At 43.2% G+C, this 18423-nt stretch carries 12 protein-coding genes; 4 read left to right on the forward strand and 8 right to left on the reverse strand.

All coding sequences use genetic code 11. The features are described from left to right. Positions 1-170: 170 nt before the first annotated feature. Positions 171-1046 (forward strand): Rpn family recombination-promoting nuclease/putative transposase, encoded by an 876-nt coding sequence (locus AC23P2_RS27600; RefSeq protein ID WP_487776181.1) that lies wholly within the window; start codon positions 171-173, stop codon positions 1044-1046. A 267-nt stretch (positions 1047-1313) separates the two neighbouring features. After that, entirely contained in the window at positions 1314-2018 is a 705-nt protein-coding gene (locus AC23P2_RS27605; RefSeq protein WP_487776182.1) for an endonuclease domain-containing protein, read from the forward strand. 334 nt (positions 2019-2352) lie between these two features. On the opposite strand, the gene AC23P2_RS27610 is transcribed toward AC23P2_RS27605, so the two are convergent. After that, positions 2353-3165, reverse strand: coding sequence for an Rpn family recombination-promoting nuclease/putative transposase (locus AC23P2_RS27610; RefSeq protein ID WP_487776183.1), 813 nt, complete (start codon positions 3163-3165; stop codon positions 2353-2355). 244 nt (positions 3166-3409) lie between these two features. Here AC23P2_RS27610 and AC23P2_RS27615 point away from each other — a divergent pair, with 244 nt between their 5' ends. Together AC23P2_RS27615 and AC23P2_RS27620 are read left to right on the forward strand one after the other, a co-directional pair. Then, complete coding sequence (locus tag AC23P2_RS27615) at positions 3410-5287, forward strand: CocE/NonD family hydrolase (RefSeq protein ID WP_487776184.1); 1878 nt, start codon at positions 3410-3412, stop codon at positions 5285-5287. Between the two features lie 4 nt (positions 5288-5291). After that, the gene (locus AC23P2_RS27620; RefSeq protein WP_487776185.1) at positions 5292-5852 is read left to right on the forward strand and encodes a pyridoxamine 5'-phosphate oxidase family protein; all 561 of its coding nucleotides are present in this window, start codon (positions 5292-5294) and stop codon (positions 5850-5852) included. 56 nt (positions 5853-5908) lie between these two features. On the opposite strand, the gene AC23P2_RS27625 is transcribed toward AC23P2_RS27620, so the two are convergent. The 7 genes from AC23P2_RS27625 to AC23P2_RS27655 form a co-directional block, all read right to left on the reverse strand. Then, positions 5909-8620, reverse strand: coding sequence for a c-type cytochrome (locus AC23P2_RS27625; RefSeq protein ID WP_487776186.1), 2712 nt, complete (start codon positions 8618-8620; stop codon positions 5909-5911). Positions 8621-8799: 179 nt separating this feature from the next. After that, positions 8800-10311: a RagB/SusD family nutrient uptake outer membrane protein gene (locus AC23P2_RS27630; RefSeq protein WP_487776187.1), complete on the reverse strand. Its 1512-nt coding sequence runs from the start codon at positions 10309-10311 to the stop codon at positions 8800-8802. 31 nt (positions 10312-10342) lie between these two features. Beyond that, complete coding sequence (locus tag AC23P2_RS27635) at positions 10343-13441, reverse strand: SusC/RagA family TonB-linked outer membrane protein (protein ID WP_487776188.1); 3099 nt, start codon at positions 13439-13441, stop codon at positions 10343-10345. Between the two features lie 283 nt (positions 13442-13724). Beyond that, positions 13725-14663: a sugar ABC transporter substrate-binding protein gene (locus AC23P2_RS27640; RefSeq protein ID WP_487776189.1), complete on the reverse strand. Its 939-nt coding sequence runs from the start codon at positions 14661-14663 to the stop codon at positions 13725-13727. Between the two features lie 150 nt (positions 14664-14813). After that, complete coding sequence (locus tag AC23P2_RS27645; RefSeq protein WP_487776190.1) at positions 14814-15758, reverse strand: ABC transporter permease; 945 nt, start codon at positions 15756-15758, stop codon at positions 14814-14816. 130 nt (positions 15759-15888) lie between these two features. After that, complete coding sequence (locus tag AC23P2_RS27650; RefSeq protein WP_487776191.1) at positions 15889-17385, reverse strand: sugar ABC transporter ATP-binding protein; 1497 nt, start codon at positions 17383-17385, stop codon at positions 15889-15891. A 113-nt stretch (positions 17386-17498) separates the two neighbouring features. Then, positions 17499-18371 (reverse strand): Rpn family recombination-promoting nuclease/putative transposase, encoded by an 873-nt coding sequence (locus tag AC23P2_RS27655; protein WP_487776192.1) that lies wholly within the window; start codon positions 18369-18371, stop codon positions 17499-17501. Between the last annotated feature and the right edge of the window lie 52 nt (positions 18372-18423).

The following is an 18423-nucleotide window of genomic DNA, read 5'->3' on the forward strand; positions in this document are numbered from 1 at the left end:
TGCTTTCAAACAAGTGGTTTTAGACCTCTATGAGGTGACAAAGCAAAGTTATTTGTATTCTTCTACAAAGAGAATGCGAATGTTAAATAAAGGATATCTTTGCAATGTGTTGATTATCAGTTTGTTTTTGCCTGTATTTTTAAATGGTTTCTTTTGTGTAACTTTGCCGTATGGACATAGCAAACGACAACGGAAGATTTATTTCAATCCTCTCGGATTACGGATTTAAGGCTACTTTTGGTAATGAAAGTGATACCACTTTTCTTAAAAAGGCTCTCCAAGCCTTGATAAACTCGTCTGTTGCTATCAAAGAGGTTAATTTTGTCAAAAATGAACTTACGGCTATAACTGTTGATAGTCGAAGTGGTATCTATGACATTGCTTGTATTGACGAAAATGACAGCCACTTTATCGTAGAAATGCAATTAAGTGAGTATCCCGAATTTATCCAGCGTATGAAGTTTTACGCACTTCATCGTTTTAATACTTTGGTGAAGAAAGGGGAGTATCGTTTTGAAAATTTGCCTAAAATTTACTGCATTGGTATTCTTGCAAAGACTATTTTTTTGCAAATTGCTGATTATCAAAATATTGCTATTCTAAGAAATGACAAGAACGAAACTATTGACGACCAACTTACGTTTGTTACGGTAGAATTGGACAAATTCGAAAAACAAGAAAATGATATTGAAAATGATTTAGATAAACTGATATATACGATGAAAAACTTACATAAAGTTACAGACACATCCCAGTTTCCTAAATTTTGGGACGAAGAATGGTTAAAAAAAGCCATCTCAGAGGTGGATTTACGAAATATGACACCAGAACAAAAATTAGCCTATGAAATGACACTTTCGGCTAATGCTTTGGCTGTAAAAAATGAGAATAAAAAAATTCAAGAAGCTACTTTACAAAAGGCTTCACAGGTTGTAACAAAATTACTTTTAAAGAATAAAAATACTATTGAAGATATTGCGGATGTGGCGGAGGTGAGTATCGAGTTTGTAAAGTCTATTCAGCAAAAACTATCTGCTGATAAGTAGTTGGAGTGCTTTTTTATCCAGCTGAGAGGCCAAAACCTGTCGATTTTCTTTTTTGTACATTATTCATTTTAGCTTTTTCCAGAAATAACCTCAATAAGGTAAAACTTTACAACATTACTATTATGCTCCTATGAGGCTAAGATGGCTTCATTTGCCTCTTTTTCTACTAATAGTACGTTCTTAGGAAGCTTAAAAAAGAATGTTGGAATTAAAAGGGTTCTAAATTCGCTATTTTTGGTTAAAAATACTTAAATATAATACTATTGTATGTACCCCAGAGAACTATCAGGGAAGTTTGAAAAATACCTAAGCTCAGTTTTTAATCTTTGTGAATCCCCAATTGAGCAACAATTTTTAAATATAGTAGTTGATATGTTTCTTGAAAGTTACATTGCTAATTATGACGTTTTAGGTACTCTAAGTTTGAAGTTTTTAAGTAAATGTATTAATAATAATAAGCCTTATGATTCATCATCTAATTACACTATTTGGAACGGTCAAAGGGTCAAAATACATGGAATACAGATTAGCACAATAGAAACTACTCATGTTGAAAATAGTTTTTTTAACATAGATGGAGATGAGTTTAATATAGATGATGTTGTTAATCCGAAATATCGAGCTAATCAGAATAAAAATTTTTATAACAAAATTACACGTAATGAAACTATAATTGGGATACTAGAAATCTATCCTCAATTTGAAATTCGTGAGTATAGAATTGATTTTGCATTTGTTTTAAAAAAGTTCCACGATAACGAATGGCATAAAATATCTAAATATGCGATTGAATGCGATGGATTCGATTATCATCATACTAAAGAACAAATAGCTAATGATAATCGTAGGTTAAGGGATTTAACTACAGAAGGATTTACAGTGGTTAAATTTAGTGGTTCTGATATTTATAAAGTTAACCCAGTTAAGGATTTTATTACTAAAATGATGCTAAAAATGAGGGGAAATGAATGAAAAAATCAAGAGATATTTTCATGTTGCGAAATCTTCTTTAGGGAGATTTTACTCTAAAATAAACAGTGTGTTCGCGATACGGATAAGTGCTAAATCAGCTTTTATATGCTTCCAAACAGGCGGTTTTAGACCTCTACGAGGTGACAAAGCGAAGTTGTTCACTTTCTGCTTCCATAGTCAGTAAAATCCCCGTGACTAAAAATAAACAGTGTGTAATACGGACAAGTGCCCAAAACCGCTTTTGTATGCTTCCAAACAAGCGGTTTTAGACCTCTACGAGGTGACAAAGCGAAGTTATTTGTATTAAGCCTCCGAGAGGTGCAATCGTCGTCAATTAAAGCTCTTCGATTTCTTCTTTGGATAAGCCCGTTGCTTCGATAATTTGTTCAAGGGGGAATGACATCGACAACATTTTTTTTGCAACTTTCTTGACGCCATCTAATTCTGCGGTTTTTACGACTTCTTTTACTTCAATATACGTTAACAAACTTTCTTGATATTCAGCATATTGAGAGGCCGTCATGTTGGCTATTTCGGCAATTCTGAAGGCTTTTTCAAAGATAGGTTCTTTCAAAATAGCGGGTATTTCATCAAAGCCTTCTAGCTTTTTTAGGAAGTAAATCCATTTATCAAAATGAGTTTCCAGCTCGTTTTCCTCTTTTGTAAAGAGTGGCATCTGCAAAAACTTGAAATTCAATTTCTCATAGAAGACATCGCCATCCTGATCTTTCAGCTTTACACTTCTGAGAAACTTCTGTTTTTCTTCTTGTTCATCGTACTGAAAATCCAAAATGGCAATCATGTAAATAGGAGTTAGGCGAAAATCCCACTCACCTCTTTTGGCCTGCTCACGGATGGGAAAAGTAGAATAAAAAAGTGAGCGGTCTTTGAAGAAGTTTACCTTAGCTTTTTGCATTTCCACAATGATTTTCTCACCACTTTGGGTTTGGCAATGAATATCAAAAATAGCTTTGCGTTCATGAATTAGTTCGGCAAAACTCTCTACATTGCGAAAATTCAAATTTGTAATTTGGTGTTTTTGGGGTAGTAGTTGGTTTAGAAAATCAATCAATAAATCTTTGTTGGCATCTTCACCGAATAATTTTTTAAAGCCAAAATCGGTATAAGGATTGATATATTTAGACATATCTAGGCGGGTTTTTTATGCAATTTACACCTTTTTCTGCTCAAACTCTCTGTAAAGTAATCATCTACCAACAGGTTGTGTAATACATAGCCAAAGCAATAGCCTCCGCGAGCCACAAGCTTCGTCGGTGTTGAAAATTATTCTCCATCTTCCATTTTAGTGGCTTGGTTGGGCGTTAAAAATGGGCTTGCTTTGGCTTTTAAAGCATTGACGTACCATTTTTTTCTATCACCAAACTAATCACATGAGAAAACTAAGTTACCTTCTCGTTGTCATTCTCCTTGTTTCGCTTAGCACCAGAGCGCAGGACGAAATCTTAAAAAAACTCGAAGCCATTGCGGTCATCGACCAAAAAGTAATGATGCCCATGCGCGATGGCGTTCGGCTGGCCACCGATATTTATCGGCCCAAAGGTGACAAACCTGTCCCCATTATTTTCTCCCGAACGCCTTACAATTTCAACTCATGGGGGAACGGCGAAATGCGTACTGGAACGTACCAAGCGGCCTACGAAGCCGTGCGGAGAGGGTATGCGTATGTGGTTCAGAATGAACGCGGTCGCTTCTTTTCGGAAGGAACGTGGGATATTTTAGGTACGCCGCTGACGGATGGCTATGACGCCTTTGAGTGGATGTCGAAACAGCCGTGGAGCAACGGCAAAATCGGGACGCTTGGCTGTTCGTCCACCGCTGAGTGGCAAATGGCTGTGGCTTCTCTCGACCACCCTGCGCACGCGGCAATGATTCCCCAAGGATACGGAGCAGGCGTAGGTAAAGTAGGGGAGTTTTGGGAACAGGGCAACTGGTACCGTGGCGGTGCGCAACAAATGCTGTTCACGGCTTGGCTGTACGGCACTCAAAACGACGTGATTCGCCCCGAATTTCCCAAAAATGCTACCCAAGAGCAACTCGTACGCGTATCGCGGTACTTCGATTTGGCAACCGAAATGCCTCCCGTCGATTGGTCCAAAGCCTTGCGTCACTTGCCCGTTTCGGACATTATCAAAAATGTAAACGGACAACAGGGGGTGTATGAAAATATGATTCGTCGTAAACCCAATGACCCTGAGTGGTTTAAGGGTGGACTGTATCACGACAACATGCCGTTCAACAAGCCGAGCTACTGGTTTGTGTCGTGGTATGATGTGTCGTCGAGTCCCAACTTGGCGTTGTTTAACCACGTTCGTAAAAATGCCAAAAACAAACAAGTTGCTGATAATCAATTTTTAGTGATTGCGCCTACGCTCCACTGTGCCTACAAACGGGCGACGGAAAATACCGTAGTGGGCGAACGCAGCGTGGGCGATGCGCGCTTGGATTACGACAGCATGACGTACGGTTGGTTTGACCTGCACTTGAAAGGAGAGGCCAACGGGTTTGCGGAAAAAACACCGCGCGTTAAATATTATACCATGGGCTCAAATAAATGGCAATCGTCGGAGACGTGGCCGCCTGCTAATGCCGAAATGACGACTTATTATTTGAACAGTGGGGGACGGGCCAACAGCCTACACGGCGACGGGAAATTGACGACTCAGCCTTTGACCAAAGACGATAAAATGGATTCATTCACCTACGACCCTGCGTATCCAGTGCCTTCGTACGGTGGCAACGTGTGCTGTACGGGCAATGCCGTCCAGGGTGGTTCGTTTGACCAGCACCAAATGGAATCGCGGAATGATATTTTGGTTTATACGACCGAACCGTTCAAAGACGGCGTAGAAGTGACGGGTTCCATCGAAACGACGTTGTACGTGTCTTCAGACGCGAAGGATACTGATTTTACGGTAAAAATCTTGGATGTATATCCCGACGGCAAAGCGTATAATTTGGACGAAACGATATTGCGCGCACGTTATCGCGAAGGGTTTGACAAGGAAGTGATGATGGAAAAAGGCAAAGTTTATAAATTGACCCTCAGCCCGATGTCCACGTCTAACTATTTTGCGCCAGGCCACAGCATCCGCATTGAAGTTTCGAGCAGTAATTTTCCTCGTTTTGAACGAAATTTGAATACGGGTGGTAATAATTATGATGAAAAACAAGGAGTAGTGGCGCATAACCAAATTCACCACTCAACCCTGTATCCGTCACAAATCCGTTTGCCAATTGTAAAAAAATAACAGCGTGGGAAAGTTTTATCCAAAAATCGAAGAAGCGCACCGGGCGTTTGTCGAAAAACAACATCTATTTTTTGTCGCTACGGCTCCGAGTAGTACGGAAGGCCACGTCAACCTATCGCCAAAGGGAGTGGATAGTTTCAGAATCCTATCCGACACCGAGGTGGGGTACATGGACTTGATAGGAAGCGGAAACGAGACTTCGGCCCATACCCTCGAAAATGGGCGAATCACGTTCATGTTTTGCTCATTCGATAAAACGCCCAATATTTTGCGCTTCTACGGTCGCGGAAAAGTAGTGTTACCTCACACGCCTGAATGGGAAAAGTATGCACCTCATTTTACGACTTTTCCAAGTACGCGTCAGCTCATCATTGCCGAAATCAACTTGGTGCAAACCTCCTGCGGGTTTGGCATTCCGTTGTTTGACTACGTAGGCGAGCGTTCGATTCACTTCGATTGGGCTGAGAAAAAAGGTGAAGAGGGATTACGTGACTACGTTGGAGAAAAGAACCTGATTAGCCTCGACGGCCTTCCCACGCACTGGGAGCAGGAGTTGGGGAAATAGCAAAAGAAAAGGGAGGCTTTGGCCTCCCTTTTTTGTTTAAAACAGTGTATCGACTTTTATTTGTCGCCTTTTTGAGTATCCCCTGACTTGGGTGCGAAAACGGCGTTTTTCTCGTTTCCACCTGCCATCAAGTACGCCATCAAATCTTTCAATTCTTCTTCGTTAAGGCTATTGATCAAATTGCCATACATGATAGAAACTGGCGAGTACTTATGAGAAGCTACGTTTTTCTTGAGCAACTTCATCGTTTTTTCGGGCTCGTACGGGTTTTGCGATACGTAGAAGGCATTGGCATCTTCGTTGGTCAAACGACCCACGATTGATTCCCCGTTTTTGAGCGTAAAGTGCGTTGCTGCGTATTGGTCAGAAATGCTCTTATTAGGTTCGATGATAGCCTCAAGCATGTCTTTGGTTGAGAAACGTGTACTCAATTGTGTCAAATCTGGCCCAATACTACCACCGTCACCGCGCATACTGTGGCAACGGTTACAAGTGATGGCTTCGTACATGTTTTTGCCATTTTCAAAGTTACGACCTGTCAATTTACCATCTACGGCTGCTACGGCGTTATCAAGTTTCCACTGACGACCTGGGCCTTTTGGATAGGTGACTTTTGTAAGGTCATTGCCATTTTTGGTCAATAACTCACCACCCGAAAGCTTGTCGTAGTAAGCCGTTTTACCTTCTGGTACGTTTTTCAACGCTAGTTTACGCGCACGGTCGATAAAACCAACGTAACTGCGTCCACCTTTAAAGCTAAATGCTTTGTAGAACCACTTGAAATAACGCTCGTGGAGCTCAGGAGTCCATCCTTTTTTCGCTAAACTAAGCATGGTGGCATAGTACGTCTGCTGGGCAGGAGGCATACTTTTCAACATGTCAGCAATGTCCAAACCGTATTGGGGGTTACGCATGATCAACTCAGCCGATGCGGTTGCCGTTTCACCACCTGCGGTAAGGTTCGTAGGTTGTTCTTTGGCTTCCAACAAGGCCAATGTTTTAGGGATTACACCTGGAGCTTCTAAGTAAATCAGAATTTTGCTTAATTGACGGTTTAGGTCAGAGCTGTTAGCATTTGCGGGGAAAGATGGATTCAACGCTGCGGCAATTTTTGAACCTGTAGCAGCATCGGGAGCTCCTGTGCGCAAGAACACCAACTCGTAGGCACGTAATAAATCAATTTGCTGAGGTTCAGTCAACGACTTGAAGTTAATGCTTAACAATGAGTTAAGCATTGCTCCTTTTAACTCAGTTTTGTTTTGACGAGCAAGCGCGATGATGGCGTTGATAGACGTAATTGGGTCTTTTTCGCTAATGGCTTTGTCTTGCCATTCTGCAACGGGTTGGTGCTCAACGGCTAAACGTGCTGCATAACGAATGAAACGATCTGGGTGTTTCAAATAAGGCCAAGCCGTTGCTACTGCTTTTGCGTTTGGCTCGCCGTGGAATTTTTCCAAGCTACGACGAAGCTCGTTTTCTTTTGTAAGAGCTGTTGGGGCAGGAGAGGCAGTGCTTTCTGTTCCTGTGTAATATACCCGATATACATCCGACTCAAGACGACGACCACCCGTCATGAAGTACAAGGCACCGTCTGGGCCAACAACCCCATCCGTAAGTGGAAGCGGAATACCCGAAATAAACTCTTCGTGTTCGCCCGTATAAGTTGAACCTGAAGGTTTGAGGTGAATGGCATGCATGATACCAAAACTCCAGTCGAAAGCCAACAATGTTTTCTTGTATTTAGCGGGGAATTTGGCATCTCTCAAATAAACAAGGTTGGTAGGAGAGCCTTGCCCAATGTTCATGATAGCAGGCATGTTGTCAGGCCAAGTCGCAGACCACTTGCTGTTACCTGTTCTCCAGCCAAATTCAGTGGCGCTCGTAGCGTGACAAATACGGGTTGGGCGGTACCAAGGTAAACCAAAATCCCATTCCATGTCGGCATCATAGACAAACAAATCACCTACTTCGTTGAAGGCCATGTCAAAGGCATTACGATAACCTGCACTGATCAACTCCCAATTTTTGCCTTCTGGGTCAACGTTGGCAATCCAGCCACCAGGTGCCATACGGTCGTTGGCGTGGCCGCGTGGGTCTTTGATAAGCGGGAAAAGGTTATCTTCCTGCCAAGTCGCAGGCAAACGATACGCATCCATTTTAGGAACGTCGGTATGGTTTCCTGAAATGACATAAAGTGATTGTTTATCAGGCGATAAGATAATGCTGTGAGGGCCGTGTTCGCCATCGCCAGCGAGCTCTTTTAGCAAGGTAAGCTTGTCGTATTGGTCATCATTGTCAGTATCTTGCAAACGGTACAAACCACTTTTACGTGGGAATGTTTTGTTGTTTTTACTGTTGTTAATCATCACATACAAGCTATTGAACGCATACAATAGCCCGTTTGCATACCCCATTCCGAGTGTATCAGCTGTTGCACCTTTTCCCATTTTTAGAGCTTCCACTTTGGGTGCCCCTGCGCTACCAATTGGGGGTAACTCAAGACGATAGAGTGTGCCATACTGATCAGAAGCAATCATACGGCCCTTGTTATCAAAGGTCATAGCAACCCAAGAACCTTGCTTGTTCTCAGAGGGGCTGTACAAATGCTCGGCTTTGAAACCAGGCTGAAGACGAAGTTTTTCCACCTTCGGGTTGTCGCGGCCGTTGACAGCGGGCTCCGTTTTGTTAAGGATTGTAAAAGACGCCGCTAGTGTAAACAGGGCGGAAGCCACTAGAAATGCGCGGATAGAGCGGTGTTTAGTGAACATAGGAATAGAAATATGGGTACAAATTTAAGTTCAACGTTCTAATGGGTGGAATCGTAATTATACTGTAAAAGAGACTCTAATATCTTGTTTTACCTTATTTTTTGAAAAATAGGCTACGTAGCCCTCCATGAATCCAAAAAACTTCGAGCCGACTGCGGCAATCGGCTCGAAGAAATTGGTTAGAAATTAGGACTCAAATCTGCCTCAGCAGCAGGTAGTCCGTAGTAAGGGGTGATGATGGTAAAAGCATCACTTGGTACAAAACCTGATTCAGGGAAATAGTACCGGAACTTATCGGCTTTCACACGGTCACCATAGGCTTTGATTACCGTTTCAAGGCGGCCCGTACGCACTAAGTCATGCAGGCGCTTTGATTCAAATGCTAACTCAACCCGACGCTCTTGATAAACGGCATCGCGGAGAGCCGATTGAGTAGCAGCAGTTGTATTTGCCAATCCTGCACGTGTACGAACTTGGTTAAGGAACGGAGTCGCATCTGCTAACTTGTTTTGCTCAATCAATGCTTCAGCCAAGAACAACAATACTTCTGAATAGCGATAAATAGGCCAGTTCATGCCGTGGTTGTTGTGCAAAGCGTGAGGTTTAGCGTACTTTTTGGCATAAGGGAAAGTTTTATTGGCATGTAAAGCACCACTCAATGTGATCATGCCAATAGTCGCATCCTTACGCTTGTCACCCGTTTCGTAGGCTTCAATCAAATCAGGCGTTGGAATGTTATTACCTTCTCCTGATAAAGGTTGAGGATTGGAAGTACCCGTAATGGTTACCAATTCACTGGCCGACATTGGGTAAGGAAGCATACCGTACAAAAAAGTACCATTTAGCCCTTGTGAACCTTCTAAGTATTGTACCTCAAAAACTGATTCTTTGGTGTTTTTGTTTCCAGTACTTGTTGAGAAAGCATCAGCATAATTAGGCATCAAGCTGTATTCGCCGCTTGATACAATGGCACGAAGTTGCGTTTCGGCATCTGCCCACTTTTTCTGAATCATGTAAACATTGGCCAACAACGCACGCGCCGATCCAGAAGTAGCACGACCAGCTTCTTGTGCCGATTTGGCTGGAAGAAGGCTGATGGCTTCTGTGGCATCTTTGATGATTTGAGCGTACAATTGATCACCAGTAGCGAGGGCTGCTGCTGCTTCTGAGCGGGCACTTACTGGGGTCAATTGGAGCGGTCCACGATTAAAGTAACGGGCTATTTCCAAATAAGCCAATGCTCTCAGAAACAATGCTTGTCCCTTTACGTTCTTTTTCGTAGCATCGGGAATTGTAGCTGCATCAATTAACGCCAATATCTGATTCGTCCGAGCGATGATCAAGTAGTTTTGGCGATAGGCCGTCAACACGTTACCATTGGTGGTGATACCATTGGCAGTGGGTACGTTGAAATCTGCCAAGTTTGATTGGTTTTCGGTAGCACCAAACAAAACGTTACGTACGTAGCGAGCATTGTCCGAATGTTGTTCAGCAAGCAAGTGAGAGTTGCCGTTGTGTAATCCACGTAAAGGCACGTATGCTGCATTCACAGCCTGAATAAAATCAGATTCGGTCTTGAAAAATGTGGCCGAACTAAGAGCGGTTTCGGGCGTTACGGTAAGAAACTCGTCGGTGTTGCAACTAAAAGCACCTAAACTTAAAGCAATAGAAAATATGAGTGATTTTTTCATGTTCTTCAATGATTTTGGTTAAACCCTTGGTTTAGAAATTAAAGTTTACACCAATGGTTGATGTACGTGGTACAGGGTAGTTGAACAAGTCAACGCCTGGGCTGAGGTTACCACCATCGCCGCCACCATCTTGTTGCGCACTGGTTTCAGGGTTAGATCCACCCCAGTACTTCGTAAACACTACTGCTTGTTGGATAGAAGCATAGATACGTGCCGAACGGAAGAGTTTGTTTGGCTTGTTGATGGTATAACCTACCGTGATGTTTTTGATGGTAAAGAAAGACGCATCAGCTACAAAGCGGCTATTCTGCCAGTCACGCTCGATACCTGTAGCAGTACCTCCACCTACGGTCGTGCCATAGAAGCCTTTTCCTGGATTAGCCTCCGAACGGAAACGGTATTTTACTTCTCTGTGAAGGTTAAACACCCCATCTAAGTTAGCCGTACTGTACAAGTGGCGAACCCAAAGTTGATTGCCCTGCGAACCCGAACCAATAATGCTGAAGTCAAAGTTGCCATAGTTTAGGTTGGTGGTGATTCCATACGTAAAATCAGGGAATGGATTACCCAAAATGGTACGGTCGTCTTTGTCACCACCGTTGGTAATTACCCCGTCACCGTTTATATCCACCAACTTAATGGTTCCAACAAACGAACGTCCTGGAACAACAGGAGAGTTTTTAAGGTCTTCTGCATTCATATATACTCCGTTGGCCAAGTGACCATAGAATTGGCCAAACGGCTTACCTACTTGGGTAATGTGGTGCAAGCCATACACGCGGTCAATACCATCAGCCAATGCAAGTACTTTATTACGGTTGAACGAAATGTTTCCATTGACAGTCCACTTGAGCTTGCTTGTGCTAAGAATACGGGTGTTAAGCGCGATTTCGTGTCCCCAGAATTTAATTTCACCAATGTTGTCATTGAAGTTGGTAAAACCTGACTCTTGTGGAATCTGAACGGCATACAACAAGTTGGTGGTATTTTTGGTATAGTAGTCGTACGTCAATTGGAAACGGTCATTGAGGAAACCAATGTCAAAACCTAAGTCTAATTGACGTGTAGTTTCCCAACCGAGGTTCGGGTTGGCCAACGAAGTCAATGCTGCCCCTGCTGCTACGTTATTCCCAAACACAGCATTTACCGTGTTGTTGATAAGTGCATACTGCGTATAGTTACCGATGTTATTGTTACCAGTTACCCCTAAACTAGCTCTAACTTTAGCAAAAGAGATCTTGTCAAATGTTTTCATGAAATCTTCATCCGACACAACCCATCCTGCTGATATTGATGGGAAAGTACCCCAACGGTTGTTTGAACCAAAGCGAGAAGAACCGTCGCGACGAATAGATGCTGTGAGAAGGTACTTGCCTTTGTAGTTGTACGATAAACGTGAAAGCAATGAAGTAAGTCTCCATTCCTGTACGTTGCTGTTGGTACCACCACGAGCGACGTTGATAGCTCCTTGGATTGTTGGAAGGCGGTCATCAGCGTACGTATCGGCTTGAATACGGCTTGACTCACTGCGGAAGCTCTGGTTGGTATAACCCGCCAAAAGTTCAAAGTTGTGCTCATTGAACGACTTAGAATAAGTAGCCAAGTTTTCGTTCAACCATCCAAAGTTATCTGTGGATTGACGAATCGAAACTGCCGTAACAGGAACTGCCGTGTTGATGGCACTCGTCGCCGTAGAAGGGTTAAAGAAGAAGAACTTCTGATTTAGCAATTCAACGTTGAACGTTGATTTTAGCGTTAAACCTTTAATAGGGCTATAGGCAATGTACGCGTTTGAAAGAATGTTGGTTTGTTTTGTTTCATTCTTCAACTCATTTGCCGCACGTACCCAGTTCGGATAAGCAAAGATATTACCTGTGCTTGAGGGGAAACGATTGAATAAAGTAAGGTCACCTTTTTCGTCGTAAATAGGCATCACTGGCCAAGTGTGGATGGCGTTAAACAAGATACCAGTACCACGGTCACCATCGGTACGAGGAGTGTTATCAAAAACGTACTGAGGCGCAATGTTCATCCCAATCGTTACTTTATCGGACACTTTGTACTCGCTGTTCAAACGGAGTGAATAACGCTGATATTTGGTGTTGATAACCACCCCTTCTTGGTTGAAGACCCCCGCTACCAACGAAGTGTTTACTTTGTCTTTATTAGAAGTCAAAGTTAAGTTGTAACTCTGAAGGGGAGCACGACGAAGTACTGCATCGTACCAGTCGTTGTTTTTACCTTCATAGATTGAAGGGTTTTGGAACTCTGCTGGAACAGGTTGGTTGGCATCTTCGTAGTATTCTTTTTTGAACTGCGCAAACTCAACGGCATCCATCATTTCAAAGCGACCTTTCTTAGGTACAACTTGAGTCCCTGTAAATACGTTGAAACTCACGTTCGTTTGTCCGCTTTTACCTCTTTTTGTCGTGATAAGAACTACCCCGTTGGCAGCCCGAGAACCGTACAATGAAGTTGAGGCAGCATCTTTCAAAATCGAAATGTCTTCAATTTCATCGGGGTTTAACGCACCGATGTTACCCGTAATTGGGAAACCATCGACCACATAAAGGGGCTCGCTACCACCCGATACTGAAAGTTGCCCTCTGATACGGATGTTCATCCCTTGGCCTGGGCGACCTGTTGTTTGGTTGATTTGAACCCCCGCTACTTGTCCTTGAAGTTTTTGGCCAATCTGCGATACAGGTAAGTCTTTGATTTCTTTTGAAGAAATGGTTTGAACAGCTCCTGTTACTTCTTTTTTGGTTTGGCTACCGTATCCGACTACGACAACTTCACTCAAAATTTTGTCATTCGTTTCGAGCGTCACATTAATGGTTGCTTGAGAACCTACTGAAACTTCTTTGGTAAGGTACCCAATGTAACTAAATACAAGGGTTGAGCCGTTGGGCACGTCAAGTTTATAGTTTCCCTCGGCATCGGTGTTGGTACCACGGGTAGTACCCTTGATGGCGACGTTTACCCCAACGAGACTTTCTCCGTCTTTGGCAGAGACTTTTCCCTTGATGGCGTTTTGGGCAAATGAGCTGGTAGCTACAAGTAATAGTAAGGCAATGATGCCTACACACAAGTTGCCTCTACCCTGAAGTAGGATAAACTTTTTTTGCATGGTGTAAAAAATTAAGTGTTTATAAATAAATAGAATGGTACCAAGGCTTTAAATAATTCTATAAATCCCTGACATTATACAAATATGCTTTGAAAGGCTGAGAGAACTATCCTATGCAATCCTGTATCATTGGTATAAAAAAAGGGGATAAACCGATTTTGCATGGTTTTCCCCTTTTTGGTTTTTGTTAAATCTATATTTTTCAGATAGTTACTGATTTTTAGCCATTGGTGTTGATTGAAAAAATGTAATTTTGTTTTTAAAAAATATTTCTTTTACAACACTATTTCAGGAACGTTTCTACGTTTTCCTTGGTCACGAGCTGAAAGGGAATCAAGGTTTGTTTTTCAAATTTTTCCCCTTTTACAATTTTAACGGCCGTTTCGAGGGCGTTTGCACCTTGCTGTTCGGCGTTTTGGAATACAGTTGCGTTGAGCGTTCCTTTTTTGACAGCTTGTAGCGCGTCTGGAATGGCGTCAATACTGACTACAATTACTTTGTCTTTCATGCCAGCAGCCGTCAGGGCATTCACGGCGCCCATGCCCATTTCGTCGTTTTGGGCAAAAACCGCATTGACATTTGCCCCGTAGGATTGAATCCAGTTTTCCATGAGCGACATGGCCTTGGCGCGGTCCCATTCGGCTGTTTGGTGAGCGAGTAATTTTAAATTAGGGTTCTTTTGTAGGATTTCACGGGCGCCTTGTTCGCGTTTGATTTGGGCGGCTTGTCCCATGTAGCCGTGCATCATCAGGACATTCCCTTTTCCGCCGAGTTTCTCCGCAATAAAATTCATCGCAATTCGCGCCGATTCTACGTCGTCTGAGCCCACAAAGGTAGTAGGTGCGGCACTGGTTTCTGAATTAACATTGACAATGGGTATTTTAGCTGCCAATGCCTTAGTCACGGCTGGCGAACTGGCTTCTACTTCGCAGGGGTTCATAATGATGGCATCGACTTTTTGGGCAATGAAGCTTTCGACTTGCTCTACTTGCTTGAGGGCAGAGCGCTCAGCATCGACAACAATAAGCTCTACGCCCATTTCCTGGGCTTTTTTCTCGATTTCATCGCTTACTTTCACGATAAACTCATTTTGCATACTGAGCATCGTCACCCCAATCTTAATTTTTTTGTCTCCATTGGCTTCTTTGTTATCGCTGCTTCCTTGGCCGCAACCTACCAATAATAATGCGCAAAGCGCCGAACCAATTAATGTACGTTTCATTGTCTTTTTATGTCAATTTATGTAGTTACTATGCCCGAACATTTTTAAATCCATAAAAACCGTTTTTAATCCGTCTCATCCGTGTGCTACTATCGACGATTTGAGCACATGGATGATAAAACCCCATAACTCCAAACCGTAAACCCCAAACTACTTCTTCTGATTCCAGCTATCAAGTACTACGGCGCCGATGATGATCGCCCCCATGACCACTTGTTGGTAGTATGAGGTGACGTTGAGGAGGTCGAGGCCATTGCTGATGACGCCAATCAAGAGTGCGCCAATGAGCGTTCCTGTCATCGTTCCTGTTCCACCAGAGGTACTGGTACCGCCAATTATGGCTGCTGCGATGGCGTCAAGCTCAAAGCCCGCACCTGCGTTGGGCTGTCCCGTGGTGATACGTGCCGTAAGAAGAATTCCCGCCAAACCCGCCAAGCCGCCACACAAGGTGTAAACCGCCATTTTGACTTTGTTGACCCGAATCCCTGATGCAGTTGCCGCATGTTCGTTGCCCCCAACGGCGTAAATATACCGTCCCAACACCGTTTTTTTGAGAAGAAGGGTACAAAGAATAAAAAAGACGACCAAAATGAGAATGGGAAAGGGAATCCCCAAAACACTTCCTCCGCCAATGAAATTGAACGAATCGGAAAGGTTAGAAATAGGGCGGCCTTTGCTCAAAATCAAGGCCAAACCGCGCCCGATGGTCATCATTCCCAGCGTCACAATAAACGGCGGAACTTTGCTTTTGGTAATGACCAACCCATTGAGAGCACCCATGGCGACGCCCGAAAGTAAACCGATTCCAATGGGAACAATCACTGGATAAGTATCAGGATGCGCTAATGATGCTGCTACGACACCCGCCACGGCGACCATCGAGCCCAACGATAAATCGATGCCGCCCGTAATAATGACAAACGTAACCCCAAAGGCTAACAGGGCATTGATGGAGACTTGAGTGATGATGATGGTCCAGTTGGAAACGGTCATAAACTGGGGATTGATGATTGCTAATCCCAAGCAAATCACCACAAAAGCCCCAAATATGCCGTATTGGCCTAGGTTTTTTGAACGAGTTAAAAGTGTATTCATGTTTGTTGGTTTCCTGTTTCCTGTTTTGGGTTTCCTGTTTTGGGGTTTTGTGATACCGACGTTTGTCATACCGACGTTTGTCATACCGACGTTTGTCATACCGACGAAGGAGGTATCTACATCCCTCGCCCTACTGCATCGCATATTTCATAATCACATCTTGCGTAGCTTCCTCTCTGGCAAGCAATGCTGTTTGTTTACCTTTCGACAGCACCAGTATTCGGTGGCTAAGTCCTAAAATCTCGGGCAATTCCGACGAAATCATCACTACGGCGATACCTTGCGCGGTGAGGTCGTTGATGAGTTTATAAATTTCAAACTTAGCCCCAATGTCGATACCCCGCGTAGGTTCGTCCAGAATGACTACGTCAGGAGACGCCTGAAGTACCTTGGCGATAACCACTTTTTGTTGGTTCCCACCGCTGAGGTGGCTTACTTTTTGGGTCGCGCCCGTGGCTTTGATGCGCAGGTTTTGCATCATGCGCGTGGCAACGGTTTCTTCGCTGTTGGTCATTACCCAGCCTGCTTTGGCGTGTTGCGGGAGGCTCGAAAGCGTAATATTATCTTGAATGGTCATGGCGGGAATAAAACCTAAACCTTTGCGGTCTTCGCTGACATAACCAATGCCCAGAGCGATGGCTTCGGCGGGAGAGCTTATTTGAGTCAGTTGCCCTTTGAGCTGAATTTCACCACTATCATAACGGTCTAGTCCAAAAATGGCCCGCGCCACTTCCGTCCGCCCCGCGCCCATCAAGCCTGCCAAACCCAAGACTTCACCTTTACGGACGTCAAAAGTGATGTCCGAAAAAACGCCTTTGCGGGTGAGTTGATTTACAGAAAGAATTACTTCGCCTTTGGTGGGAACAATTTCGGGAAAAAGGTGGGTGATTTCGCGCCCAACCATCATGGAAATCAACGTTGGTTGGTCGAGCTCGGAGGCAGGTTTTGTTCCGATGTATTGCCCATCGCGCAAGACGGTAATGGTATCCGAAATCTGGAAAATCTCGTCCATTTTGTGCGAAATGTACAGGATTCCGACGCCTTGCTGTTTTAAGTCTTTGATGATTTTAAACAAGGTTGCCACTTCCTTGTCCGAAATAGCCGAGGTAGGCTCGTCCATGATGATGACCTTGGCGTTGTTGGAAATGGCCTTAGCGATTTCGACCATTTGCATTTCGGCCACGCTCAGGTGTTTGAGCAGGGTAGTGGGGGCGATTTCCACGCCCATCTGCTGCAAAATGGCTTCGGCTTGGGTGTTGGTATGCGCATCGTCGAGCCAAAAGGATAGCCAATTGGTTTTTTCTCGCCCTAAAAAAATGTTTTGGGCAACGGTCAATTCAGGCACGATGAGCATTTCTTGGTGAATCATTGAAATGCCGCGTTTGAGGGTTTCGTTGACGTCGGCGTTTTTGAGTCTCTCTCCTTCCAACCAAATTTCACCCGAATCGGGAGAAAGCAATCCCATCAATAGTTTCATGAAGGTGGACTTACCCGCCCCGTTTTCGCCCATTACGGCGTGCACTTCGCCTTTTTTAAGGTCGAGCTGGACTTGGTCGAGGGCCTTTACGCCCACAAACGACTTAGAAAGGTTGCGTACTTGGAGTAAATGGTCAGGTTGGTGGGTCATTAGGAGGAAAGCCCTTTGGTGGAAAAACAGTGTACTAAGGCAAAAAAGGGCTTTCCTTACTCGTTTTTGAGGTGAAAAGTGGGGAGGAGTTGGCAGTTCCTTGACAAAGGGGCTTAGAGATTACTGTCTTTTTTGATCCTTAGAACAAAGTCAGATGTGGTATTAAAATCTTCTGCAATTTCTGCAACGCTTAATTTACCCCGTTTAAGGGCTTTGATAATATTGGTTGTTTTTTCCTTCATTACGCCGTCATCAAATGCAGAATCTATGACATTTTTTAAGTCACGATATGATTTTAGGCTTTCTTCGTATAATTCTTTCTCCTCGGAAGTAAATTTGGCGATTTCAGCAGCTTCAAAAAGTCGTTGAAAGATTCGTTCTTGCAAACTTTTGGGTCTATCAGTAAAATGCGGAAGATACTTTAATACATACAACCACTTGTCATATGTGGTTGATAATTCTTCTTCTTTTTTATTAAAATGGGGCATTTCTAGGTAAATAAATGTCAACTTATCGTAAAAAACTTCACAATGTTGGTTTTTTAATTTTACTTCATGCCTTACTTCTTTGGAAGATACGCTATTTCTAGATTCTTCATCACTAAATGTAAAATCAAGAATTCCTACGGTATAAATCGCAGTTAGTTGGTAATTCCAATCTCCTGTTTCTGCTTGTTCTTGTACTGGAAATGTTGAATAAAATACACTTCTATCTTTGAAGTAATTTTGTTTGGCTTTTTGCATTTCAACGATAAAACGCTCTCCAGTAGAACTGATACAATACAAGTCAAAAATGGCCTTTCTGTCTAATTCGGTCTGTCCAATATGCTCATTTCTACTGTATTTTAGCTCTGCAATCTTTTTATTATTGGGAAGAACAACTTCATTCAAAAAGTCAATTAATAAGTCTTTATTAAGCTCGGAGCCGAATAATTTTTTGAAGCCAAAATCGGTAAACGGATTGATATATCGTTCTTTGAGTGACATATTATTAGCAGTGTTTGGCTGAAAAATAGGCACTTATCAAATAAAATACAAA

Source organism: Runella sp. R0.1_18, from assembly GCF_057652155.1.